Origin of the sequence: Micromonospora sp. NPDC005171 (assembly GCF_040608575.1) — a bacterium.
Taxonomy (GTDB): Bacteria; Actinomycetota; Actinomycetes; order Mycobacteriales; family Micromonosporaceae; genus Micromonospora.
Window position 1 is genome coordinate 64,508 of record NZ_JBEXIM010000018.1, and the last position, 21,841, is coordinate 86,348.

Genomic DNA, 21,841 nt, shown 5'->3' on the forward strand with positions numbered 1-21,841 from the left:
CGTTCACCCTCTCGATTCCGGCAGTTCGCCGGCGGAAGAAACATCGTCCTGCCACACCAGGGCGGTCGCGCCCCGGACCTTTATCACCCGAACCCGTTGACCGGGGTCATAAATCTGTGTCGTGTCGTACGACCGGGCGCTCCACAACTCCCCGTCGATCTTGACGAGACCGTGCTCGGCGTCCACCCGTTCCAGCACCAGCGCCGTGGAGCCCTCGATCGCCTCCACGCCGAACGGCTGCTCACCGCTCTCCAGCGCGGAGCGGCTGTGCCGCCGGATGACCGGCCGGACCACCACCAGACTCAACGCTGACACCACAGCGAAGACCAGCGCCTGCACGGCGACCGGCGCGCCCAGGGCGGCCGCACCGGCGGCGGCGAACGCACCGGCCCCGAACATGATCAGAAATAGCGTCGTCGTGAAAATCTCGGCGACGGCCAGCAGCACACCCAAAACGATCCACACCACGGCGTCCACCCCCCGATCGTGACACGCAAATGCACGCGCGACCTCCCCGCGAAGATCAGTAGGCTCGGCGAAACCCTTTCCGGCTTGTCAAACCACCACGTATCGGCGGCCCGACCCGAGGAGATCCCGTTGACCCTGCTACCCGAGACCGCCCGACAGATCGACATCCGGGTCGCCCAGGCACAGGCCGACGGGCGCACCCCGTCGCTGGTGCTGGGCGTGGTCCGCGACGGCACACTGGCGCATGTGGCCGTCGCCGGCGAAAGCCCCCGCCCGGATGTCGACCTGCAGTACCGGCTGGGCTCGATCAGCAAGACGATGACCGCCACCCTGATCATGCAGTTGCGCGACGCCGGCCGACTGGCCCTCGACGACCCGCTGGAGCAGCACCTGCCGGGCACTGGTGTGGGCGCTCTCACAGTGCGCCAACTGCTCGGTCATGCCAGCGGCATGCAACGCGAACCCGAGGGCGACTGGTGGGAGCGGGCGGCGGGCGTCGATCTGACCACCCTGCTCGCCGATGTCGACCCCGACAAGATCGCTTACCCGCCGCACCGCACGTACCACTACTCCAACCTGGCGTACGGGCTGCTCGGCGGGTTGCTCGAACGGCTCACCGGGACACCCTGGGCCGACCTGCTCGACGAACGGATCCTCACCCCGCTGGGCCTGCGCCGCACCACCTACGCGGCCACCGAGCCGTACGCCCGCGGCTACGTCGTCCACCCCTGGCACCACACGGTGCGCGAGGAACCCCGTACCGACACCGGCGCCATGGCCCCCGCCGGGCAGCTCTGGTCGACGATCGAAGACCTGGGCCGTTGGGCAGCGTTCCTGGCCGACCCGGACCCGTCGGTGCTGGCCGCCGAGACCCTGACCGAGATGTGCTCCCCCGTGGTGATCAGCGACCCCGAATCCTGGACCGGCGGGCACGGCCTGGGGTTGGAGCTCTACCGGGACGGCGAACGCGTGTACGTCGGGCACGGCGGCTCGATGCCCGGGTACGTTGCCGCCCTCGTGGTGCACCGGCCCACCCGTACCGCCGTGATCGGCTTCGCCAACTCGTACGGCTTCCCGATCACCGGACTCGGCCGCCGGTTGCTGACCAGCGTGCTGGACGCCGAGCCGGCGTTCCCGCAGCCGTGGCAGCCGGCCACCGCCGCGCCCGGCGCCGAGTTGGCCGAGCTGACCGGTCGCTGGTGGTGGATGGGCACTCCGCTGGACCTGAGCTGGGACGCGGGTGACCTGGTGGCCCATGTACGCGGTGAGCGGGTGAGCCGGTTCACCGCCGAGGGGACGGACCGCTGGCGGGGACGCTCCGGCCCGGAGAACGGCGAGATCCTGTCGGTGCTGCGCGACGACAGCGGACGGGCGACGGCTGTCGACATCGCCACGTTCGTCTTCACCCGTAGCCCGGACGAGGCTCCCTGACCCGCCGCTGGGCGGATCTGGCGGACCAGGCGGTCAGGCGGGCTCGGTGACGAAGTCGATGAGGCGTTCCATGGCGTTGATCAGGGGTGTCTCCACGTCGGCGAAGCTGTTCACCCTGGACAGGATGTGCCGCCACATGTCGGCCGGCTCGGCCACCCCGAGGGCCGCGCAGACCCCCTCCTTCCACGGCCGCCCCGGCGGCACCACCGGCCAGGCGGCGATGCCCAACGCCGCCGGTTTGACCGCCTGCCACACGTCCACGTAGGGGTGCCCGGTCACCAGCACGTGCGGCGAGTTCACCCGGGCCACGATCCGACTCTCCTTGCTGCCCGGCACCAGGTGGTCGACGAGCACGCCAAGTCGTCGGGTCGGGCCGGGGCCGAAGTCGCGTACCTCGGCGTCGAGGGCGTCGATGCCGTCCAACGGCTCGACCACCACGCCCTCGATCCGTAGGTCGTCGCCCCAGATCCGCTCGACAAGCGCGGCGTCGTGGATGCCCTCCACCCAGATTCGGCTGGCCTTCGCCACCTGGGCCCGCACGTTGTCCACAGCGACCGAACCGGACGCGGTCCGCCGACGGGCCGCCGGCACCGCTGCGCGGGTGGGGCGGCGCAACGTCACCGGGCGACCGTCGAGCAGGAACGCCGCCGGCAGCAGCGGGAAGTTGCGCCGTTTACCGTGCCGGTCCTCCAACACCACAGCGCCCGCCTCGAAGCCCACCACCGCTCCGCAGAACCCGGAGTCGGCATCCTCGACCACGAGATCCGGCTCGGCGTCCACCTCGGGGGTGACCTTCCGCCGGCGCCAGTCCCCCGCCAACACGTCCTCGCCGTATCGCCCCGCCATGTCGATCACGCTAACTCCCAGACCATCACCCCGCCCTCCGACACACCGCCGCACCCACGGCCCCACCACCGCGTCGATCACGCAGTGGATTCGAGGCGGCCCAGGGTGCTCTCGACAGGTGCCGGCCAGACGGAGTCCTTGAGGCCGAGGGCGTCCCGGAGGTAGGCCCAGGTGAGCCGCTGGATCAGAGCGACCCGCTCAGGGCTCTCGTCAGTCGTCTCCCTGGCTTCGTAGTCGGAGATGCCGCCGAGCGAGTGCTCCGCTCCGAACAGCGTGAGCAGGCTCTTGTTCCCCGGGTTCAGGTGGTACGCGTCGGTGAACCAGTCCGGTCCACGGACTGACAACGGGGAGTCGTCCCGATCGCCCGCGACGACGAGGGTAGGGGTGTTCATACCCGCGAAGCTCGGGCTCATGAAGGGAAAGTGCTCGGCCGCGAACGGAGAGAGATCGCCTCCGCCCCGGCCGGTCACGGCCAGCAGGACGCCTGCCGTGATCCGTGGGTCGAGCATCTCCTCTCCGGGGTTGCCGTCGGCGTCGAGGACCCGGGCCCCCAGCAGGGTGCTCGCCGTCTGGGCACCCCAGGAGTGGCCCGCCACGGCGATGCGGGTGCGGTCGAGACGTCCGGCGAGGCCGGGGACTGACGACTCCAGCAGGTCGAGCTGGTCGAGGCTGCGCTTCAGGTCGTCCACCCGGATTCGCCAGATCCGTGGGGTGCGGGGGTCGCCGGGCGGAAGGTTCAGTCGCCGTGAGTCGAGGTGGGTGGGCTGGATGACGACGAACCCGTGCGAGGCCCAGAAGTCGACCAGCGGACCGTAGAGGGTGGCCGCACCGCCGAAGCCGTGCGAGAAGACGATGACGGGCAGTTCGTGGCCGGTCGTTGGTGCGGAGACCCGTACGTGCAGATCGTCGCCGCAATCCGGGGCCGGCACCGTGACGGGGTGAACTGAGACAACGGGCGTGGGCTCTGGCATTGCGTGCATGACGCGCTCCTCGGTGACTTGGTATCGGCCTGCCGTTCTGGCATGCTGCATATGCGGAACTTGGTTCCGTTAAGACATACGGAACACGGTTCCGCTTTTCAAGGGATGTGACGGAGGCGATGGTGACCGGCACGGAGTCGGGCGCCCCGCGGAAGCAGCGGGCGGATTCACGGCGCAACGAGAGGGCACTACTGGAGGCTGCCGCTGCGGCATTCGTCGCCTCCGGAGTCAATGCGCCGGTGCGCGACATCGCCGCCAGGGCGGGCGTCGGCGTCGGGACGATCTACCGCCACTTCCCGACGCGCGCCGACCTGATCGTCGCTGTGTACCGACACCAGGTCGAGGCATGCGCCGAGGCCGGCCCGGTGCTATTGACGGAGAGCGCCACACCGCACGCGGCCCTGGCGAGCTGGATCCACCTCTTCGTCGACTTCCTGGTCACCAAGCACGGCCTGGCCGAGGCGATGCGGTCCGACGACGGCGCCTTCCAGACGCTGCACGCCTACTTCCTCGACCGGCTCGTCCCCGTCTGCGCCGAACTGCTCGACGCCGCCAGCACGGCGGGCGAGATCATTCCCGACATGGACGCCCTCGTCCTGATGCACGGCATCGGCAACCTCTGCATCGGCGCCGACAGCCCTGACTACGACGCGCGCCTCATGGTCGGGCTCGTCATCGCGGGCTTGCGGCTGCGCTAGCGCTCAGGGAGGCACGCGGGCCGGGCAAGCGAGTTGACGGTGCTGCGGGCGAGGATCGGGCGAAGGGGGCAGTTCGGGGCACGCAGGGCGGCCGGAGCGGCAGTCGAGACAGGGCCGGTCGTGACCACGTACCCTTTCGGCATGTCCACCCCCGCAACGGGCGCGGCCACACTCGCGCCGCGCCGGTCGAGCCGGTTCGTTGCCTGGGTGCGCGCGTGGCGCGCCGGGTTGGTGCCGTACGACGAGGTCGCCGACGCCATCGCCGGCGACGAGGAACATCTCGTTGCGGACGCCCCGGGCACCTGGACCGACGTCCCGCTGGGCGCCGCGCTGCCCACCCTGGCCAAGCTCACCCCGGACGAGATCCGCCTGGTGCTACCCGCGCCGGGCGACCCCCGGGGGTTGCCCGGCCCCGGCGACTTCGCCGGCGCGGCGCTGATCACGGGTGAGGCGGTGGTCGCCGGCGGGCTCGGGTTGATCCCGGAGGTGCGCTCGCACACCTCCGGCTCCGGGGACTGTTTCGAGACGGTGCTGTGGCGGGTGTACCCGCTGCCGGCCAACGCCCCCGCCGCGTCACTCTCGTTGCCCGGCGCCGCCGAGGCGGAGGCCGAGCTGGCCGCCGCGCTGGCCGAGACGACCGCCGCGTTGACCCGCCTCGACGTGGCCCAGTGGCGGCCCGAGCTGGCGGGCGCGCTGGCCGCTCTGCGTCGCCCCGACGGCGCCACCGATCTGCCACCGGGCTTCGACCCGCGGGCCCGTCGGCTCTTCGCCCGGGCCGCGGTGCTCGACCGGGTGCTCGCGCTGGCCGGGCACTCCGCGCCCGGCGGGGCGATCAACAACTACGAGGCGCAGCAACGGGACGCGGCACTTCGTCCCCTGACCGCTGCCTGCCGGCAGGCGCTGGTGGCCGCCTGCAACGCGCCACTGCGCCCCTGACCGCAGCCCGCCGGGAGCGCCGCCACGGTCACCACCGGCGGCACGGCGGTGACGGGGCGCTGGTCAGATCTCGTCGAGCAGGTCGGCGACCGAGTTGATGATCCGGGACGGGCGGTACGGGTAACGCTCCGCCTCGGTGCGACTGCTGATCCCGGTGAGCACCAGGATGGTCTCCAGCCCAGCCTCCAGACCGCACAGGATGTCGGTGTCCATCCGGTCACCGATCATCGCGGTGCTCTCCGAGTGCGCGTTTATGGTGTTGAGCGCAGAGCGCATCATCATCGGGTTGGGCTTACCGACGAAGTACGGCTCGACGCCGGTCGCCTTGGAGATCATGGCGGCGACCGAGCCGGCGGCGGGTAGCGCGCCTTCCACGGACGGGCCGGTCACGTCGGGGTTGGTGCAGATGAACCGGGCGCCGTCGTTGATCAGGCGGACGGCCTTGGTGATCGCCTCGAAGCTGTAGGTGCGGGTCTCGCCGAGCACCACGTAGTCGGGGGCGAAGTCGGTCAGCACGTAGCCGACGGCGTGCAGCGCCGTGGTCAGCCCGGCCTCACCGATGACGTACGCGGTGCCACCCGGCCGCTGGTCGGCGAGGAACTGGCCGGTGGCCAGGGCGGAGGACCAGATCGACTCCTCCGGCACGTCCAGCCCCATCCGGCTGAGCCGGGCCGTCAGGTCCCGTGGTGTGTAGATCGAGTTGTTGGTCAACACCAGGAACGGCTTGCCGGAGGCGCGCATCCGGTTGATGAACTCCGGCGCGCCGGGCACCGGCTGGCCCTCGTGCACCAGCACGCCGTCCATGTCGGTCAGCCAACTCTGCACAGGCTTGCGGTCATGCATGATGATCCTCAGAGGTCAGGGGCGACGGGTCGGCACGCAACAGACGGTGGGGCAGGTGTCCCACATGGGCAGCTCGCCCAGGCGGCGGCGCACCTGCGCGCCGTCCGGGTCGGTCCGCTCGGTGACCAGCTCACGCACCATGGTCACGAAACGCGGGTCGGTGCCCGGCGTTCCGGCCCGGACGAAGTCCAGGCCGAGCTGCTTCGCCGTCTCCAACGCTTCGGTGTCCAGGTCCCACACGACCTCCAGGTGATCGGAGACGAACCCGATCGGGCTGACCACCACACCGGTGGTGCCGCCCTGCGCGAGAGCGGCCAGGTGATCGTTGATGTCCGGCTCCAGCCACGGCACCTGCGGCGGGCCGGAACGGCTCTGCCAGACCAGGTCGTACGCCAGGTCGGGCGCGGCGGCCGCGGCGACGAGCCGGGCGGTCTCGTGCAGCTGCGCCTCGTACCGGCCGCCGTGCGGGCCGGCGTTGGCCGCCATCGAGCTGGGGATGGAGTGGGCGGTGAAGACCAGCCGGGTGGTGTCCCGCTTCGCCGGGTCGAGCTGGCCCAGGGCTGCCCGGACCGCGTCGACGTGCGGCTCGACGAAACCGGGATGGTCCCAGAACTGGCGCAGCTTCTCGATCACCGGGGCATCCGGGCCGACCGCGGCACGCGCGGCGGCGATGTCCTCCTGGTACTGCCGGCAGGACGAGTAGCCGCCGTACGCGCTGGTGACGAACGCCAACGCCCGGGTGACCCCGTCGTCGCGCATCTGGGTCACGGTGTCGGCGAGCATCGGGTCCCAGTTGCGGTTGCCCCAGTAGATGGGCAGGTCGAGACCGTGCGCGGCGAAGTCGGCGCGGACCGCGGCCAACAGGTCCCGGCACTGCTGGTTGATCGGGGACACCCCACCGAAGTGCTGGTAGTGCTCGGCGACCTCGGCCAGCCGCTCGGGCGGCACCCCCCGGCCCCGGGTCACGTTCTGCAGGAACGGCATCACGTCCTCGGGCCGTTCGGGCCCGCCGAAGGACACCAGCACCACCGCGTCGTACGACATGGGGTCATTCTTGCCCCTCGACCGGGACGTCCCGGCGACGCCCCCTGGTCCGGACGCGTAGATCACGCGAACGGCGACCAGGGAGCGTCGCGGTGCGGGTCAGGAACCGATGGCGTGGTAGCCGCCGTCGACGTGGACGATCTCGCCGGTGGTGGCCGGGAACCAGTCGGAGAGCAGCGCCAGGCAGGCCCGCGCGGCGGGCTCCTGGTCGGTGAGGCTCCAGCCCAGCGGGGCCCGCTCGGCCCAGGCGTCCTCGAACTGGTCGAAGCCGGGGATCGACTTCGCGGCGATGGTGCGCAGCGGCCCGGCGGCCACCAGGTTGCTGCGGATGCCCTGCTTGCCCAGGTGCAGCGCCAGGTAACGGGACGCGGACTCCAGGCCGGCCTTGGCCACGCCCATCCAGTCGTAGACCGGCCATGCCTTCGTGGCGTCGAAGGTCAGGCCGACCACCGCGCCGCCGGGCGACATCAGCGGCAGCGCCGCCATGGCCAGCGACTTGTACGAGAAGGTGGAGACGTGCAGGGCGGTCGCCACGTCCTCCCAGGGCGCGTCGAGGAACCCGCCGCCCAGGCAGCTCTGCGGTGCGAAGCCGATCGAGTGCACGACGCCGTCGAGGCCGTCGACGTGCTCGCGTACCCGGTCGGCGAGGCCGGCCAGGTGCTCGGTGTTGGTGACGTCGACCTCGATGACCGGCGCCGGCTCGGGCAGCCGCTTGGCGATCCGCTCGACCAGGGAGAGCCGGCCGTAGCCGGTGAGCACGACCTGCGCGCCATTTTCCTGAGCGAGCTTCGCCACCGAGAAGGCGATCGAGGCGTCGGTGATGACACCGGTGACGAGCAGTCGCTTACCGGCGAGCAGTCCGGACATCGCTGATTTCCTCCGTAGTCAAAAGGGTTAGTGGCCCATGCCGAGGCCGCCGTCGACCGGGATGACGGCGCCGGAGACGTACCCGGCGCTGTCCGAGGCCAGCCAGGTGACCACGGCGGCGACCTCGTCCGGGCTGGCCATCCGGCCGGCCGGGATGGACTTGAGGATCTCCGCCTTGCGGTCGTCGGAGAGGCCGGCTGTCATGTCCGTGTCGATGAAGCCGGGCGCCACCACGTTCGCGGTGATGTTGCGGCTGCCCAGCTCCCGGGTGATCGAACGGGCGACGCCGACGAGGCCGGCCTTGCTGGCGGCGTAGTTGACCTGCCCGGCGCCGCCGGCGAGGCCGACCACCGAGGAGATGAAGATCATGCGGCCCCACTTGGCCCGGAGCATCTTGCCGGAGGCCCGCTTCGCGACCCGGAACGCGCCGGTGAGGTTGGTGTCCACCACGTCGGTGAACTGCTCCTCGGTCATCCGCAACAGCAGCGTGTCGGCGGTCATGCCGGCGTTGGCGACGATCACCTCGACCGGCCCCAGCTCGGCCTCGACGGCGGTGAACGCGGCGTCGATCGAGGCGGCGTCGGTGACGTCGGCGCGGACGCCGAAGAGCCCGTCGGGCGCGTCGCCGCTGCGGTGGGTGACCGCCACCCGGTCGCCCTGCTTGGCGAAGGCCTGCGCGATGGCCAGGCCGATTCCCCGGTTGCCCCCGGTCACCAGCACGGTACGGGCCACTGTTCCCCCTTGCGAATGGTCAGCACGGACGCGTCGGAGCCTAGGCGTTACCGGCAGGTAAGCGCTAACGGGAGTCGCGTCACACTGGGGTACGACACCGGGATCAACCCCTGGTGGCACGCCTCGTGACGGGGTCGGCCCGTAGCCTCCGGGTGGTGAACCGGCATCCGATCGCGGTGGCCCTGCGGGCCCTGCGGCAGACAGTGCTCGGCCCGGACGCCCGGCCCGAACGGCCGCTGCTGGCCCGTTGGCCCGGGCCGGCCCGCTACGCCGCGCCGGTCGGTCTGCTCGCCGCGCTCGGCCTCTTCCTGATCACGTTGACGGTGGAGAGCAACTGGGGCCTGCCGCCTCCGATCGCGCTCCTGTTCGCGGCGATGACGGTGGCGCCGCTGCTGGCGCTGCCCCGGCGTCCGCTGCTGGCCTGGCGGCTGACGGTGCTGGCCCTGCTGATCTGCACGTTCAACGCGCCGGCCGACCAGGCCTGGCCGTGGACCCCGCCGCTGGCGCTCGGGTCGATCGCGGTGGTGGCGGTGGTCGTCGCACGGGTCGACCGGCCGGTGCTGGCCTGGGTGGTGGCGATCAGCACGGTGCCGGTGCTCACCCTCGTCCATCCCGACAACCGGGTCCCCGTCCTGCTGCTGCTCGGCGCGCTGGCGATCGTGGGCGACCTGATCCGCCGCAACCGGCTGTCCCGGCACGCGCTGGCGGCGCAGGCCGAGCTGAGCGAACGGGAGCAGGAACGCCGCGCGGTGCTGGAGGAACGCACCCGGATCGCCCGGGAGCTGCACGACGTGGTGGCCCACCACATGTCGCTGATCGCGGTGCAGGCGGAGACGGCTCCGTACCGGCTGACCGACGTGCCGGCACCGGCAGCCGCCGAGTTCGTCGCCATCGCCGCGTCGGCCCGCGACGCGCTTACCGACATGCGGCGACTGCTGGGGGTGCTGCGCAGCGAGACGAGCGGGGCGGAGACCGCACCGCAGCCGGACCTCACCGACCTGGGCGCGATGGTGGACGCGGCCCGCCGGGCCGGGCTGCCGGTCACCGTCGACGCCGCGCCGGTGGACGACGACCGGGTGCCCGCGCCGGTCGGGCTGGCCGCGTACCGCATCGTGCAGGAGGGCCTGGCCAACGCGGCCCGCCACGCGGCCGGCGCCGCGGTGCGGGTCACCGTCCGCGCCGGTCGGTCCAGCCTGGGGGTACGCGTCGAAAACTCCCCGGCCGACGTCCGACCGACCGCCGACGGCGGCTCCGGGCACGGGCTGACCGGCATGCGGGAACGGGCCACCTCGCTGGGCGGTACGTTCACCGCCGGGCCGCTGCCCGACGGGGGTTACGCGGTGGCGGCCGAGTTGCCGTACGACGCGGAGGGCGGGGACCGATGATCCGGGTGCTGATCGCCGACGACCAGGCGATGGTCCGGCAGGGCTTCGGCGCGCTGCTCGCCGCCCAACCGGACCTGCTGGTGGTGGGTGACGCCGCCGACGGGGCGCAAGCAGTGGCCGCCGCCCGCCACCTCGACCCGGACGTGGTGCTGATGGACGTGCGGATGCCGGTCATGGACGGGCTGGAGGCCACCCGCAAGCTGCTCGGTGACCGGTCGGCGCAGCGACCCCGGGTGCTCATCCTCACCACCTTCGACCTGGACGACTACGTGTACGAGGCGCTGCGCGCCGGGGCCAGCGGGTTCCTGCTCAAGGACGCCCCGGCGGCCGATCTGGTGCAGGCGGTGCGGGTGGTGGCGGCCGGGGACGCGCTGCTCGCCCCGGCGGTCACCCGTCGGTTGATCGCCGAGTTCGCGGCCCGTCCGGACCGCCGCCGTCCGCGCCCCACCGACCTGGCCGGGCTCACGCCCCGCGAGACCGAGGTGCTGCGGTTGATCGCCCGGGGCCGCAACAACTCCGAGATCGCTGGTGACCTGGTGGTGGCCGAGCAGACAGTGAAGACCCACGTCGGGCGGATCCTGGCCAAGCTGGGTCTGCGCGACCGGGCCCAGGCCGTGGTGCTGGCGTACGAGACAGGTCTGGTGGCCGCCGGCGAGTAGCCCCGGGGAGCCAGCCCGGGAACGGCTCTCCGGGACGACGACCGGGCCCCGCCAGTGGGCGCAATCTCCCTCCGAACGACATTCCGGAGGGAGAACTGATGCGACGACGAAGTGCCAGCCGGGTGGCGATGGCCGCGCTGCTCGGCGTGAACCTGGTCCTGCCGACCCGACCCGAGCCGGCCACGGCGGCGGGGTTCGTCGAGGCGTACCCCGTGATGGCGGCGGCGATGCGCGCGGCCGGCCCCCCGTACGCGGACTGGGCGGCCGACGGACGCCGGTTCCTGCTGTTCGACGCGCGCGGTGACGGCCGAGCGGTCGAGGTGCTCGGCGACCTCGCCGACGCGGACCGGATCGCGGTGCTGGTGCCGGGGGTCGGCAGCACCCTCGCCGACTTCGACAGGGGGTTGGGCGGGGTGGCCCGGCGGGCGCCCGCGGTGCAGGCCGGTCAGCTCTACCGGGAGCTGCGGGCGACCGCCCCGGCGGCGCGGGTCGCGGTGCTGGCCTGGCTCGGCTACGACCCGCCCGACGGGGTGTTGACCGCCGCCGGTGGCGTCAGCGCCCGGCGTGGCGCGGCCGGGCTGGCCACGCTGCTGCGGGAGCTGGCCGGGCGGCGTCCGACGGCGACGATCACGCTGCTCGGGCACAGCTACGGCGCGCTCGTGGTGTCGCTGGCGGCGGTGGACGCCCCGTCCCAGGTCACCGACGTGGTCAGCCTCGGCGGCGTCGGCGCCGGAGTGCAGCGCGCCGACGACCTGCCCGGCGGGCGGCGGTTCTGGGCGGCCGAGGCGCCCACCGACTGGATCCGTCGGATACCGCCGGTGCGGCTGCCCGGCGTGGGCTTCGGCCGGCGACCCGGCGACCCGGCGTTCGGCGCCCGGCCCCTGCCGGTGGGTGGGGTGGCGGGTCACGACGGTTACCTTTCGTCAGGCAGCGCCGCGTTGGTCGCGGTGGCTGCGGTGGTGCTGGGCGGCGTCGACGCCGGCCGGATCGGGGACGCCCGGTGAAGCGGGACCGTGCGGTCGACGCGCTGCGGGCGTACGCCATCGGCGGGGTGGTGCTGGGGCACTGGCTGGTCACCGGGTTGGTGCTGGCCGGCGACGGCGGGCTGCACCAGGCCAGTCCGCTGACCGCCCTGCCCGACCTGGCCCCGGTGACCTGGGTGTTGCAGACGCTCGGGCTGTTCTTCTTCACCGCCGGGTTCGGCTCGACCCGGTCGCTGGCCCGCCACCCGGGCGGTGCGGGCGGTTGGCTGGTCGGACGGCTGCGACGGCTGCTGCTGCCCGCCGTGGCGCTGCTCGGTGTGGGTGCCGCCGTGCTGCTCGCCGCCACCGTCCTCGGCACCTCGGACGACACACTCGCCGTCGCGCTGCGGCTCGCGGTCAGCCCGCTGTGGTTCCTGCTACCGCTGGTGATCCTGGTCGCGGTGACCGGCCCGTTGCGGATCGCGGTCCGCCGGTGGGGGGTCGCGCGGTGCGGCACGCCGGCGGTGGTCGTGGTCGCCGCGGCCGACCTGGCCGTCCGGCTGCTGCCGGCCGGCACCGACCTGCCCCCGGTCACCGTGCTGGCGGCCTGGTCGGTGCCGTACCTGCTGGGCGTGGCACACGCCGACGGGCGGCTGGACGGCCGGCGGGCGGGCGGCACGTTGGCGGCCGGTGGTGCGGTCGCGCTGGCGGCGCTGCTAGCGCTGGGCTACCCGGTGAGCGCGGTCGGTGTGCCCGGGGCCGGGGTGTCCAACCTGAACCCGCCGTCGCTGCTGATCGTGGCGCTGGCGGTCACCCAGGTCGGGTTGGGGCTGCTCGCCCGGCCGGCGCTGCAACGGCTGCTGACCCGGCCGCTGCCGGGCCGGGCGGTGACCGAGGTGAACCGGTTCGCGGTCCGGATCTACCTGTGGCACCAGCCGGTACTGGTGGCGGTGACCGCGCTGACCGCCCGCGGCGGGCTGGCAGTGCCCGGTCTGCACACCGCTCCGGACGACCCGGGGTGGGTGCTGGCGCGCTGCTGCTGGCTGCCGTTGCTCGTCGTGGTGCTGGTCACGGTCGTCCGGGTGGGCCGCCCGAGGTCGGTCCGCCGAGGCGTACGCGCTGGTGGGGAGCGGTGTCGCCAGCCGGGCGGTGGAGGGGTCGCCGGCCGGTCGGCCGAGTGCGTTCCGCCGGCACCGCAGGTGTACGATCATCGACGTTCCGGCCCGCCCGACTTGCAGGAGGTGATCGCTGTGCGAGATAGCGATCCTCCCAGTCGTGGCCGGGCCGATGGTCAGTCCCGCTGAGCCACGACTCAGTCTGGTGAGCTGACCCCGCTCCGCTCCCCACCACCTCGGCAGTCGCCGAGGTGAGTGTGCCGCGCCGCCCGATCCCGGGCGGTCGCCGGGAGCCGCCCGGTCACGACTTCGTGTGCGCGTCCCCACCCCCTGCGGTCCGCCCCCGCACGCGGACCGTCCAGCCGCCACCCGGAGCCGTCATGAGCCGTTACGTCGCCCCGCTGGGCTTCACCCTCGCCGCCGTCTGGGTGGCCATCGTCTTCGTGCTCGCCGGCGGCGGTCACTGACCGCTCCGGACCGGCGGTGTCGCTGACCGGTGGCGGGCGCTGCCTCGTGCTGGTGCCGGCGGCGGTCGTCGACCGCCGCCGGCGCACCGGCTACAGCATCCGGGACGACCAGAGCAGACTGAACGCGCCCGCGCAGAGCGCCAGCAGCAACGCCACCCCGGCGTACCACTGGGTCACCTCACGCGGCTCGGTGCGGAACCCGATCGAGCTGCCCATGTCCTGATAAACCTGCTTCAACTCACTCACCGAGGCCGCCTCGTAGAAGTACCCCTCGGTGGTCTCGGCCAGCTCGGCGAGGGCCAACCGGTCCACCGGCACCCGCTGCAACTGCCCGCCGATGTCGACCTGGCCGGTGTCGGTGCCGAAGGCGATCGTGGAGACCGGCACGTTCGCTGCCTGCGCGGCCGCCGCCGCCTCCTCCACCGCCCGACCTGAAGTCCGGAACCCGTCGGAGAGCAACACGATCCGGGCCGGCGGAATGCCCGCCGCGCCGTCGGCCGGCACCGACCGGATCGCCTCCAGGCAGGTGAACACCGCCTCACCTGTCGCAGTCGCCTCGGCCAGCACCAGTCCGTCGATGGCGCTGGTCACCGCGTCCCGGTCCTTGCCCGGCGGCACCAGCACGTTCGCCGCCTTGGCAAACGACACGAGGCCCAGGTTGTAGCTCTCCGGCAGCTCACTGACGAACTGCTTGGCCGCCTCCTGGGCCGCCTCCAGCCGATTCGGCGCCACGTCGTCGGCCTGCATCGACAACGACACGTCGATGGCGAGCATCACAGTGGCCCGCTCCAGCGGCTCCTTGGTGTCCACAGCCGGACGGGCCAGCGCGGTGGCCAGCACCAGCAGGCAGAGCAGGAACGCGGTCGCCGGGACGTGCCGACGCCAGCCCAGGCCCTTCGGCGCCACCGTCCGCAGCAGGTCCACATTGGTGAACCGCATCGCGTACGCCCGGCGGTGCAACTGCCGCCAGACGTAGAACGCGGCGAGGGCGAACACCGGCAGCACAGCCAGCAGCCACCACGGTTGCAGAAAACGGATCATCGTGTCGTCCCCCGGGTACGCGCGTGCCGCTGCGCGGCCACGAATCGCACCATGTCCAGCAGCCAGTCTCGGTCGGTACGCAGACGCAGGTGGGCCACGCCGGCGCCGCGCAGGGCGGCGGCGATCGTGGCCCGTTGGGCGGTGGCAGCCTCGGCGTAGCGCTGCCGCAGCCGCGGGTCGGCGGTCTGCACCTCGTGCAGATCGCCGCTCTCCGGGTCGACCACCGGCAACACGCCCACGTCGGGCAGCTCCAGCTCGCGCGGGTCGACCACCTCGATCGCCAGCACGTCGTGCCGGACGCGCAGCTTACGCAGCGGCCGCGCCCACTGCTCGGCCGGCGCGAGGAAGTCCGAGACCACCACCGCCACCCCGCGGCGGCGGGGCGGCCGGTTGAGCATGTCGATCAGCGCGCCCAGGTCACCACGGCCGGGCTGGATGGCGGTGCCGGCGACGGCACGCAGCAGGCCCTGCGCCTCCTTGCGGCCGGAGCGGGCCGGCAACCGGGTGAGCACCCCGGGCCCGGCCGGCTGCGTTCCGCCGCGCCAGCGTCGGGCCGGCGTGGACACCCCGCCCCCGGTGCCGATCACGGCGCCGATCCGGTTACCCCCACGCACGGTCAGGTGGGTGATGGCCGCCGCGGCGGCCACCACGACCTCCCGTTTGAGCCACTGCCCCGTGCCGAAGTCCAGGCTGGCGGAGAGGTCCAGCGCGAGCCACGTCTCCAACTCCCGGTCGGCGACCGTACGCCGCACGTGCGGTGTGGTGGTCCGTGCCGTGACCGGCCAGTCCATCCGGCGCACGTCGTCGCCGGGGCGGTACTCCCGGGACTCTCCCGCCTCACTGCCCGGTCCGGGCAGCAGGCCGGCGTAGTCGCCCTGGAGCAGACCGTCGAGCTTGCGGGTGACGAGCAACTGAAGCCGGGACAGCACGGCCTCGCTACGGTCGGCGAGGGGCGCCGGACGAGGGGTGGGTGAGGTCACGGCCGCTGCCCGGGCCAACCAGCGCCCGGCGGCGGCGCGATCGACGGCGGGGTGGCCTGCTGCCGGGGAGCGACCGCCGGGAGCGGAATCGTCGACATCACCCGCTGCACGATGTGGTCGGCGGGCACGTCGTCGGCGAGCGCGTCGTAGCTGAGCACCAACCGGTGCCGCAGGATGTCCGGCGCGATGTCCTGCACGTCCTGCGGCAGCGCGTAGTCACGCCCGCGCAGCAGCGCCAACGCGCGGGTGGCCCGGACCAGGCCCAGCGAAGCGCGCGGGCTGGCACCGTACTGGATCAGTTGTGCGACGTCGGGCATGCCGTGCTCGGCCGGGGCGCGAGTGGCCAGCACCAACCGGACCGCGTAGTCGACCAGGGCGTTGTGGACGAAGACCTGGTCCGCCTTGCGTTGCAGGGCGATCAGCTCCGGGGTGTCGAACACGGCGGTCGGCTCGGGCGCGGCCACGCCCATCCGGTAGACGATCTCCCGTTCCTCCGCGTCGGTCGGGTAGCCCACCACGATCTTCATGAGGAAGCGGTCCCGCTGCGCCTCGGGCAGCGGGTAGACACCCTCCTGCTCGATCGGGTTCTGGGTGGCCATCACCAGGAACGGGTCGGGCACCCGGTGGCTCTCCCCACCGATGGACACCTGCCGCTCGCTCATCACCTCCAGCAGCGCGGACTGCACCTTCGCCGGCGCCCGGTTGATCTCGTCGGCGAGCAGGAAGTTGACGAAGACCGGGCCCAGCTCGACGTCGAACTTCTCGCTGGACTGCCGGTAGATCCGGGTGCCCATGATGTCGGCGGGCACCAGGTCCGGGGTGAACTGCACCCGGGCGAAGGACCCACCGACGACCTTGGCGAGGGTCTCCACCGCCAGGGTCTTGGCCACCCCGGGCACGCCTTCGAGCAGGCAGTGGCCGCGGGCGAGCAGCGCGACGAACATCCGCTCCACCATCCGGTCCTGCCCGACGATCACACGTTTGATCTCGAACAGGCCCTTCTCCAGCAGGGTGGCGTCCTGCGCCGGTGTGGTCACCGGCGTGGGTGCCGCTCCGTTCGGCGTCGGGGCGTCGGGCATGGTCGGCTGGGCCACCGGTCCTCCACAGCATTTGTCGGTCGTCGCGGCTCGTGCGGTATCAAGACTCGCACGCCTTGCTGAGTGTGGAGGTGGGGAGAAGCCGATTTTGGCCGCGCCGTCCCCAGCAGCCGAATCGCGCATCTTGGGTGTGCACGGACCGGCCCGTCGCGTGTACGATTCACCCCGTCGCCGGGCGGCTCCCCCCGTGGTCGCCCGGCGCTCAACCTCTCCGTCCCGCCGCCCTAGACTGGCCGGGATGAGCATCCCCTCCCCCACCGACGAGGCCCCGGTCTGCTCGGCCCGGGGCTGCCGGTCCGCCGCCGTCTGGGCGCTGGAGTGGAACAATCCCCGCCTGCACGACGCCGATCGGCGCAAGACCTGGTTGGCCTGCGCCGACCATCGGGGCAGCCTCGGTGACTTCCTCGACGCTCGGGGCTTCCTGCGTGCCGTCACTCCGGTGCCCGGATCGCCTACGCTCGACCTGTGAGCGGCGACCCTCCGGCTTCCTCCGGCCCCACCTCCCCGTCCTGGCCGCCCACCCCGGCCACCGCACCGCCCGGCGTCGAGCCGCCGCCCGGCGCGTTCCCCGCACCCGGCACGCTCGGCCCGGAGCCCGCCGCGCCGGACGTCTCGACGCCCGCCCCGCTGCCACCGGGCGCGCTGCCGCCCGGTCACCGGCCGACACCCGCCGCCGACCAGCGCGCGCCCGACCTGCCGCCCCCGGGCCTCCTGCCGCCCGAGCCCGGCGCGCTGCTGACGGCCGCGCCGAGTGGCCGAGGTCCCCTCGAACCCTGGCCGGACACTGTCAACTGGCAGCCGATCTCCACCGACCTGATCTGGGTCGAGCTGATCCGGCTGGCGATCGTGGTCGCCGTCGGGCTGGTGGTAACGGCGGTCGGCTGGGCGTTCAGCGGCCACTGGCTGTTCGGGCTCGCCGTCGCCGTCGTGCTGGTGCTGGGCGCGTGGCGGGCCATCGCGATCGTCCGCGCGGTCCGGGCCTGGGGGTACGCCGAGCGGGAGAACGACCTGCTGGTCCGGCACGGGCTGCTGGTCCGCCGGCTCTCCATCGTGCCGTACTCGCGGATGCAGTTCGTGGACGTGAGCGCCGGGCCGTTGGAGCGCGCGTTCGACCTGGCCACCGTGCAGTTGCACACCGCGGCGGCGGCGAGCGACGCCCGGGTGCCCGGGCTGCGGCCGGCGGAGGCGTCCCGGCTGCGCGATCGGCTCACCGCGCTCGGCGAGGACCGGGCGGAGGGGCTGTGAGCACCCACGCGGGTGACCGCCGGCCGCGCCGAGGGCCGCTCCCATGAACGACGGGCCTGCCGAACCGAGCACCGTGCCACCCACCAGCCCGACGCCACCGGGGCCGGTGCTGCCCGCCGGCACGGCGCCTACTGGCGCGGCTCCCCCCGGGCCGCCGGGGGCACCCGCGCCGTGGCCGGCACCAGCCGGCGGCGGCGAGGGCGAACCCCGGCAGCGACTGCACCCGCTCAGCCCGGTGCTGCACGGCGCCAAGTCCCTGGTCGTGGTGATCGCCGGGCTGTCCTGGTCGACGCTGTCCCGGGTGGGCTTCGGCTGGTTCGCCGCGATGGTGGCGGTGCTGGCGCTCGGCGCCACAGTGCTGTCGGTGATCAGCTGGTACAACACCGGCTACCACGTCGTCGGCCGGGAGCTTCGGGTTTACGAGGGGCTGCTCTGGCGGCGTACCCGGGCCATCCCGTTGGAACGGTTGCAGGCCGTGGAGGTGGTCCGGCCGCTGCTCGCCCAGCTCACCGGCCTGGCCGAGCTGCGTCTTGAGGTGGTCGGCGGAGGCAAGACCGAGGCGCCACTGGCGTACCTCGGGGTGGCCGACGCGGCAGTGCTACGCGAGCGTCTGCTGGCGCTGGCCGGGCGGGTGGCGCAGCTGCCCGAGCCCGGCGACGCGGCCGTCCGGGTGGCCCCGGGTGCGACGCCGCCGGCGGCCGTGCGGGGCCGGCCACTGCACGCGGTACGCAACCAGAACCTGCTGATCAGCCAACTGCTCACCCCGCAGGCGTTCCTGCTCCCGTTCGGCGTGGCCTTCGTCGTGGTGCAGTTCCTCACCGCCGGGTCATGGTCGTTCGTGGCGGTGGCGAGCACACTGACCGCGATGGCCGGTGTGCTGCTGCAACCGGTCCGCCGGGTCCTCGACGACTGGAACTTCCGGCTGGCCCGCGACGGCGGCACGCTGCGGGTGCACAACGGCCTGCTGGAGACGCGGGCGCAGACCGTGCCGTTGGAGCGGGTGCAGACCGTGCGGGCCACCTGGCCGCTGCTGTGGCGGATGAAGGGCTGGCTGCGGCTGCGGCTGGAGGTGGCCGGTTACTCCGTCGCGGAGGCCGACGACCGCAACCGGCCCGACCGGCTGCTGCCGGTCGGCGACCTGGCGACGGCGACGATGATCGTCACCGAGGTGCTTCCCGGGGTACGCCTCGACGCGCTCACGCTGAGCCCACCGCCGCGCCGGACCCGTTGGCTGCACCCACTGGGCCGTGCCGCGTTCGGCGCGGGGCTGTTCGAGCGGGTCTTCGCCACCCGGTCCGGGCGGCTCACCCGGCAGCTGGTGATAGTGCCGTACGCCCGGATCCAGAGCGTGCGAGTGGTCCAGGGGCCCATCCAGCGCCGGCTGGGGTTGGCCTCCGTACACGCGGACACCGCGGGCGGGTCCGGCGCCACCGCCCAGGACCGCGACCTGGCAGAGGCCTGGGCCCTGGCTGCCGACCTGACCACGAGAGCCCACCAAGCCCGCACCCAACCCTGACCCCCTGCCCTCTCCCCTGCGCCCGGGGCGTACCGCACGGGCCGGGGCGTACCGCACGGGCCGGGGGGCCGGGGTGGGGGTTAGTGGTCGGCGGGGATCGCGGGGTGGGTGGTGGTGTCTGGTTCGCGGGGTGTGGGGGCCTCGGGTTGACCGGGCGGGGGGTCGGTGGGCTTCGGTGGGGGTTCCGTGGCCGGTCCCGACTTGGCGCTCGGGTGGCGGGTGCGCCAGGCCGCCCAGCCACGCTCCGCCAGACCGACCACCAGGAACGTCAGGCCCACGTACGCCCAGCCGACCAGCACGTCGATCACGTAGTGCTCACCCGAGTAGACCAGGGTGAAGGTCATCGCCAGCGGGTACGCGAGCAGCAGGGGCCACCAGCGACGACGGGTGGCGGTCAGGAAGAACAGCACCACGAACAACGCCCACGCGGTGTGCAGCGACGGCATCGCGGCGACCGGGTTGGAGGCGATCTGGCCGGCGTTGAGGACGTTGCCGGCGCCGTGCATACCGAACGCCTTCCACCCCCGGGTCGAGATCCGGGCGACCTCGGTGAGCAGGCCGTTCTGCGCCGCCCACCAGGGCGGGGCGGCCGGGTAGATGAAGTAGGTGACCAGACCCGCCGCGCAGAGGAAACCCCAGCGCCGCATGTACGCGGCCCAGCGGCGCCGGTCGCGCAGCCAGAGCACCGCGGCGGCGGTCAGCGCCACCACGAAGTGGGAGAAGTACACCCAGCTCGCCGCGACATCCCACCAGTGCACCTGCGGGTGGTAGAGGTGCTGCTGCAACCAGACGGTGGGCACCTCACCGCCGGTGGCCCAGCCGAACATGAACCGGTCGGCGACGATCAACTCCATCGCGTGCGGGGTGGCCCCGTTGTCGGCGAAGCCGCGCGAGAGGTTGTAGACCACGAACAGCAGCACCACAGGCACCCAGTCCCGGGCGAAGCGCAGGTGACTGCGCCAGGGCCGCTCGCTGTTCCAGGCGATGGTCGCGAGCCAGATCCAGACGAAGGCGTACGCCGGGTCGGTGGGCAGGCCGATGGCCAGCCACGCGGCGACGAAGGCGACCGCCCAGACGGTCATCGCGATGACGCGCCGACGACCCCCGTCCGGGGACGCGGGCGGGTCGGTCCGGGCGGGGGGCTGGGGGTCAGTCACGACGGCCATCGGGGTCAAGGTTAACGACGGGGACGGCATCGACCGACGGGGACCACCCGGTGGTCGTCGCGGGTGGGTGCGCCCGGATCGCCGGGCGCGTGGTCAACGGGTCCGGCGAACACCTAGGCTGACGACCATGCAGGAGCAGCCCGAGCCGGCCTTCGCGCCGGGTCTGACCGCCCAGGTCGAGTTGACCGTCACCGACGCGGACACCGCCCAGGCGGTCGGTTCCGGGGACGTACCGGTGCTGGGCACTCCCCGGGTGCTGGCGCTGGCCGAGGCGGCCACCGTCGCGGCGACGGCGACCGGAATGCCGCCCGGTTCGACGACAGTGGGCACCCGGGTCGAGCTGGAGCACCTGGCGCCGACAGTGGTCGGCCGGACGGTCCGCGCGCAGGCGCTGCTGGTGACCGTCGACGGTCGCCGGCTGTCGTTCGAGGTCACCGTCAGCGACGGTGACCAGACGGTGGCCCGGGGTCGGGTGGACCGGATCCTGGTCGACCGGGGGCGCTTCGTCGAGCGCGCCGGGCGGGCCTCGTGAACTCCGGTTTCGTCGAGGTCGCCGACCGGGTGCACGTGCTGGCCGAGCCGCTGCTGCGGGTCAACGTCACACTTGTCGTCGGCGACGACGAGGCGCTGCTGGTGGACACGCTCTCGTCGGCCGCCCAGGCCACCGAGCTGGCCGCGGCCGTCCGGGCGGTCACCGACCGCCCGTTGACGCTTGTCAACACCCACCACCACTACGACCACTGCTTCGGCAACGCCGTCCTGGCCGGCGACCCACCCCGCCCGGTGTACGCGCACGAACTGGCCGCGACCGCCCTCCGCGAGGAACCTGAGCGGCTGCGCCGCGAGGCGTACGAGGAGTTGCGCACGGAACACCCGGCGCTCGCCGCCGAACTGGCCGACACCCCGCTGCTCGCCCCGACGCACACCGTGCACGTCGAGACGGTCCTCGACCTGGGTGGCCGACGGGTGCTGCTGCGCCACCCGGGGCGGGGGCACACCGAGGCCGACCTGGTGGTGCACGTGCCGGATGCCGACGTGCTGGTCGCCGGTGACCTGGTGGAGCAGAGTGGCCCGCCCGCCTTCGAGGACTCGTACCCCCTGCAGTGGCCGGACGCGGTCGCGGACCTGTTGCGGCTGACCACCGCGCGCACGGTGGTCATCCCCGGGCACGGCGACCCGGTGGACGTCGACTTCGTCCGGGCCCAGCACGCGGAGCTGGCGAAGCTGGCCTGGCTGATCCGGGCCGCGCACACCGGCAGCGCCCCGCCGGAGCGGGTGGCCGCCGAGGCTCCGTTCGGCGCCCGCCCCGCCCTGGTCGCCGCCCACCGCGGCTACCTCGAACTGACTGGCACGGCCTGACCGC

General features: G+C 73.1%; 24 protein-coding genes. 13 read left to right on the top strand and 11 right to left on the bottom strand.

Annotated features, from left to right (window positions below; all coding sequences use genetic code 11):
* Window positions 1–3 precede the first annotated feature (3 nt).
* Window positions 4–477 carry an NfeD family protein gene (locus tag ABZU74_RS21200; RefSeq protein ID WP_355426391.1) on the bottom strand — a complete coding sequence of 158 codons (474 nt, stop codon included), beginning with the start codon at window positions 475–477 and terminating at the stop codon, window positions 4–6.
* 120 nt (window positions 478–597) lie between these two features.
* Here ABZU74_RS21200 and ABZU74_RS21205 point away from each other — a divergent pair, with 120 nt between their 5' ends.
* The gene (locus tag ABZU74_RS21205; protein WP_355426394.1) at window positions 598–1,899 is read left to right on the top strand and encodes a serine hydrolase domain-containing protein; all 1,302 of its coding nucleotides are present in this window, start codon (window positions 598–600) and stop codon (window positions 1,897–1,899) included.
* Window positions 1,900–1,932: 33 nt separating this feature from the next.
* Here the strand turns inward: ABZU74_RS21205 and ABZU74_RS21210 are convergent, their stop codons facing one another.
* Both ABZU74_RS21210 and ABZU74_RS21215 read right to left on the bottom strand, forming a co-directional pair.
* Complete coding sequence (locus ABZU74_RS21210; protein ID WP_355426397.1) at window positions 1,933–2,745, bottom strand: DUF3097 domain-containing protein; 813 nt, start codon at window positions 2,743–2,745, stop codon at window positions 1,933–1,935.
* A gap of 77 nt (window positions 2,746–2,822) precedes the next feature.
* Window positions 2,823–3,776 carry a chlorophyllase gene (locus tag ABZU74_RS21215; RefSeq protein WP_355426401.1) on the bottom strand — a complete coding sequence of 318 codons (954 nt, stop codon included), beginning with the start codon at window positions 3,774–3,776 and terminating at the stop codon, window positions 2,823–2,825.
* Between the two features lie 71 nt (window positions 3,777–3,847).
* On the opposite strand from ABZU74_RS21215, the gene ABZU74_RS21220 reads away from it, so the two are divergent.
* Together ABZU74_RS21220 and ABZU74_RS21225 are read left to right on the top strand one after the other, a co-directional pair.
* Window positions 3,848–4,423, top strand: a complete 576-nt coding sequence (locus ABZU74_RS21220) for a TetR/AcrR family transcriptional regulator (RefSeq protein ID WP_355426404.1) — start codon at window positions 3,848–3,850, stop codon at window positions 4,421–4,423.
* 141 nt (window positions 4,424–4,564) lie between these two features.
* Complete coding sequence (locus ABZU74_RS21225; RefSeq protein ID WP_355426407.1) at window positions 4,565–5,359, top strand: hypothetical protein; 795 nt, start codon at window positions 4,565–4,567, stop codon at window positions 5,357–5,359.
* A 63-nt stretch (window positions 5,360–5,422) separates the two neighbouring features.
* Here ABZU74_RS21225 and ABZU74_RS21230 read toward each other — a convergent pair whose 3' ends face one another.
* The 4 genes from ABZU74_RS21230 to fabG all read right to left on the bottom strand — a co-directional run bounded on the left by ABZU74_RS21230 (window position 5,423) and on the right by fabG (window position 8,845).
* Window positions 5,423–6,202 (bottom strand): HAD-IIA family hydrolase, encoded by a 780-nt coding sequence (locus tag ABZU74_RS21230; protein WP_091403868.1) that lies wholly within the window; start codon window positions 6,200–6,202, stop codon window positions 5,423–5,425.
* Between the two features lie 15 nt (window positions 6,203–6,217).
* Window positions 6,218–7,246, bottom strand: a complete 1,029-nt coding sequence (locus ABZU74_RS21235; RefSeq protein WP_355426410.1) for a ferrochelatase — start codon at window positions 7,244–7,246, stop codon at window positions 6,218–6,220.
* A gap of 99 nt (window positions 7,247–7,345) precedes the next feature.
* Entirely contained in the window at window positions 7,346–8,113 is a 768-nt protein-coding gene (fabI, locus tag ABZU74_RS21240) for an enoyl-ACP reductase FabI (RefSeq protein ID WP_091403861.1), read from the bottom strand.
* A 27-nt stretch (window positions 8,114–8,140) separates the two neighbouring features.
* Window positions 8,141–8,845 carry a 3-oxoacyl-ACP reductase FabG gene (gene fabG, locus ABZU74_RS21245; RefSeq protein WP_355426413.1) on the bottom strand — a complete coding sequence of 235 codons (705 nt, stop codon included), beginning with the start codon at window positions 8,843–8,845 and terminating at the stop codon, window positions 8,141–8,143.
* A gap of 155 nt (window positions 8,846–9,000) precedes the next feature.
* On the opposite strand from fabG, the gene ABZU74_RS21250 reads away from it, so the two are divergent.
* The 5 genes from ABZU74_RS21250 to ABZU74_RS21270 all read left to right on the top strand — a co-directional run bounded on the left by ABZU74_RS21250 (window position 9,001) and on the right by ABZU74_RS21270 (window position 13,433).
* Window positions 9,001–10,230, top strand: a complete 1,230-nt coding sequence (locus tag ABZU74_RS21250) for a histidine kinase (protein ID WP_355426416.1) — start codon at window positions 9,001–9,003, stop codon at window positions 10,228–10,230.
* The gene (locus ABZU74_RS21255; protein WP_355426419.1) at window positions 10,227–10,889 is read left to right on the top strand and encodes a response regulator transcription factor; all 663 of its coding nucleotides are present in this window, start codon (window positions 10,227–10,229) and stop codon (window positions 10,887–10,889) included. Before ABZU74_RS21250 ends, ABZU74_RS21255 begins: the two co-directional genes overlap by 4 nt.
* 98 nt (window positions 10,890–10,987) lie before the next feature.
* Entirely contained in the window at window positions 10,988–11,893 is a 906-nt protein-coding gene (locus ABZU74_RS21260; protein ID WP_355426422.1) for an alpha/beta hydrolase, read from the top strand.
* The gene (locus ABZU74_RS21265; RefSeq protein ID WP_355426424.1) at window positions 11,890–13,155 is read left to right on the top strand and encodes an acyltransferase; all 1,266 of its coding nucleotides are present in this window, start codon (window positions 11,890–11,892) and stop codon (window positions 13,153–13,155) included. The genes ABZU74_RS21260 and ABZU74_RS21265 overlap by 4 nt, the downstream gene beginning before the upstream one ends.
* Before the next feature lie 62 nt (window positions 13,156–13,217).
* On the top strand, window positions 13,218–13,433 hold the full coding sequence (locus ABZU74_RS21270; RefSeq protein WP_196925116.1) for a hypothetical protein: 216 nt from the start codon (window positions 13,218–13,220) through the stop codon (window positions 13,431–13,433).
* 90 nt (window positions 13,434–13,523) lie between these two features.
* On the opposite strand, the gene ABZU74_RS21275 is transcribed toward ABZU74_RS21270, so the two are convergent.
* The 3 genes from ABZU74_RS21275 to ABZU74_RS21285 are packed head-to-tail and all read right to left on the bottom strand — an operon-like array spanning window position 13,524 to window position 16,548.
* Window positions 13,524–14,474, bottom strand: a complete 951-nt coding sequence (locus tag ABZU74_RS21275; protein ID WP_238659225.1) for a VWA domain-containing protein — start codon at window positions 14,472–14,474, stop codon at window positions 13,524–13,526.
* A complete protein-coding gene (locus tag ABZU74_RS21280) occupies window positions 14,471–15,472 on the bottom strand; it encodes a DUF58 domain-containing protein (protein ID WP_355426427.1) in 1,002 nt (333 codons plus the stop codon). Before ABZU74_RS21280 ends, ABZU74_RS21275 begins: the two co-directional genes overlap by 4 nt.
* On the bottom strand, window positions 15,451–16,548 hold the full coding sequence (locus ABZU74_RS21285; protein WP_355426430.1) for a MoxR family ATPase: 1,098 nt from the start codon (window positions 16,546–16,548) through the stop codon (window positions 15,451–15,453). The genes ABZU74_RS21280 and ABZU74_RS21285 overlap by 22 nt, the downstream gene beginning before the upstream one ends.
* Window positions 16,549–16,789: 241 nt before the next feature.
* Between ABZU74_RS21285 and ABZU74_RS21290 the strand changes: the two genes are divergently transcribed.
* The 3 genes from ABZU74_RS21290 (at window position 16,790) to ABZU74_RS21300 (ending at window position 19,312) form a co-directional block, all read left to right on the top strand.
* A complete protein-coding gene (locus ABZU74_RS21290; protein WP_355426433.1) occupies window positions 16,790–17,020 on the top strand; it encodes a hypothetical protein in 231 nt (76 codons plus the stop codon).
* 242 nt (window positions 17,021–17,262) lie between these two features.
* Complete coding sequence (locus tag ABZU74_RS21295; RefSeq protein ID WP_355426506.1) at window positions 17,263–17,796, top strand: PH domain-containing protein; 534 nt, start codon at window positions 17,263–17,265, stop codon at window positions 17,794–17,796.
* A gap of 43 nt (window positions 17,797–17,839) precedes the next feature.
* Window positions 17,840–19,312, top strand: coding sequence for a PH domain-containing protein (locus ABZU74_RS21300; protein ID WP_355426436.1), 1,473 nt, complete (start codon window positions 17,840–17,842; stop codon window positions 19,310–19,312).
* 80 nt (window positions 19,313–19,392) lie between these two features.
* Here the strand turns inward: ABZU74_RS21300 and ABZU74_RS21305 are convergent, their stop codons facing one another.
* A complete protein-coding gene (locus ABZU74_RS21305) occupies window positions 19,393–20,478 on the bottom strand; it encodes a phosphatase PAP2 family protein (RefSeq protein ID WP_355426439.1) in 1,086 nt (361 codons plus the stop codon).
* Window positions 20,479–20,605: 127 nt separating this feature from the next.
* On the opposite strand from ABZU74_RS21305, the gene ABZU74_RS21310 reads away from it, so the two are divergent.
* Window positions 20,606–21,010: a hotdog domain-containing protein gene (locus ABZU74_RS21310; protein WP_355426442.1), complete on the top strand. Its 405-nt coding sequence runs from the start codon at window positions 20,606–20,608 to the stop codon at window positions 21,008–21,010.
* Complete coding sequence (locus ABZU74_RS21315) at window positions 21,007–21,837, top strand: MBL fold metallo-hydrolase (RefSeq protein WP_355426445.1); 831 nt, start codon at window positions 21,007–21,009, stop codon at window positions 21,835–21,837. The genes ABZU74_RS21310 and ABZU74_RS21315 overlap by 4 nt, the downstream gene beginning before the upstream one ends.
* Window positions 21,838–21,841 lie beyond the last annotated feature (4 nt).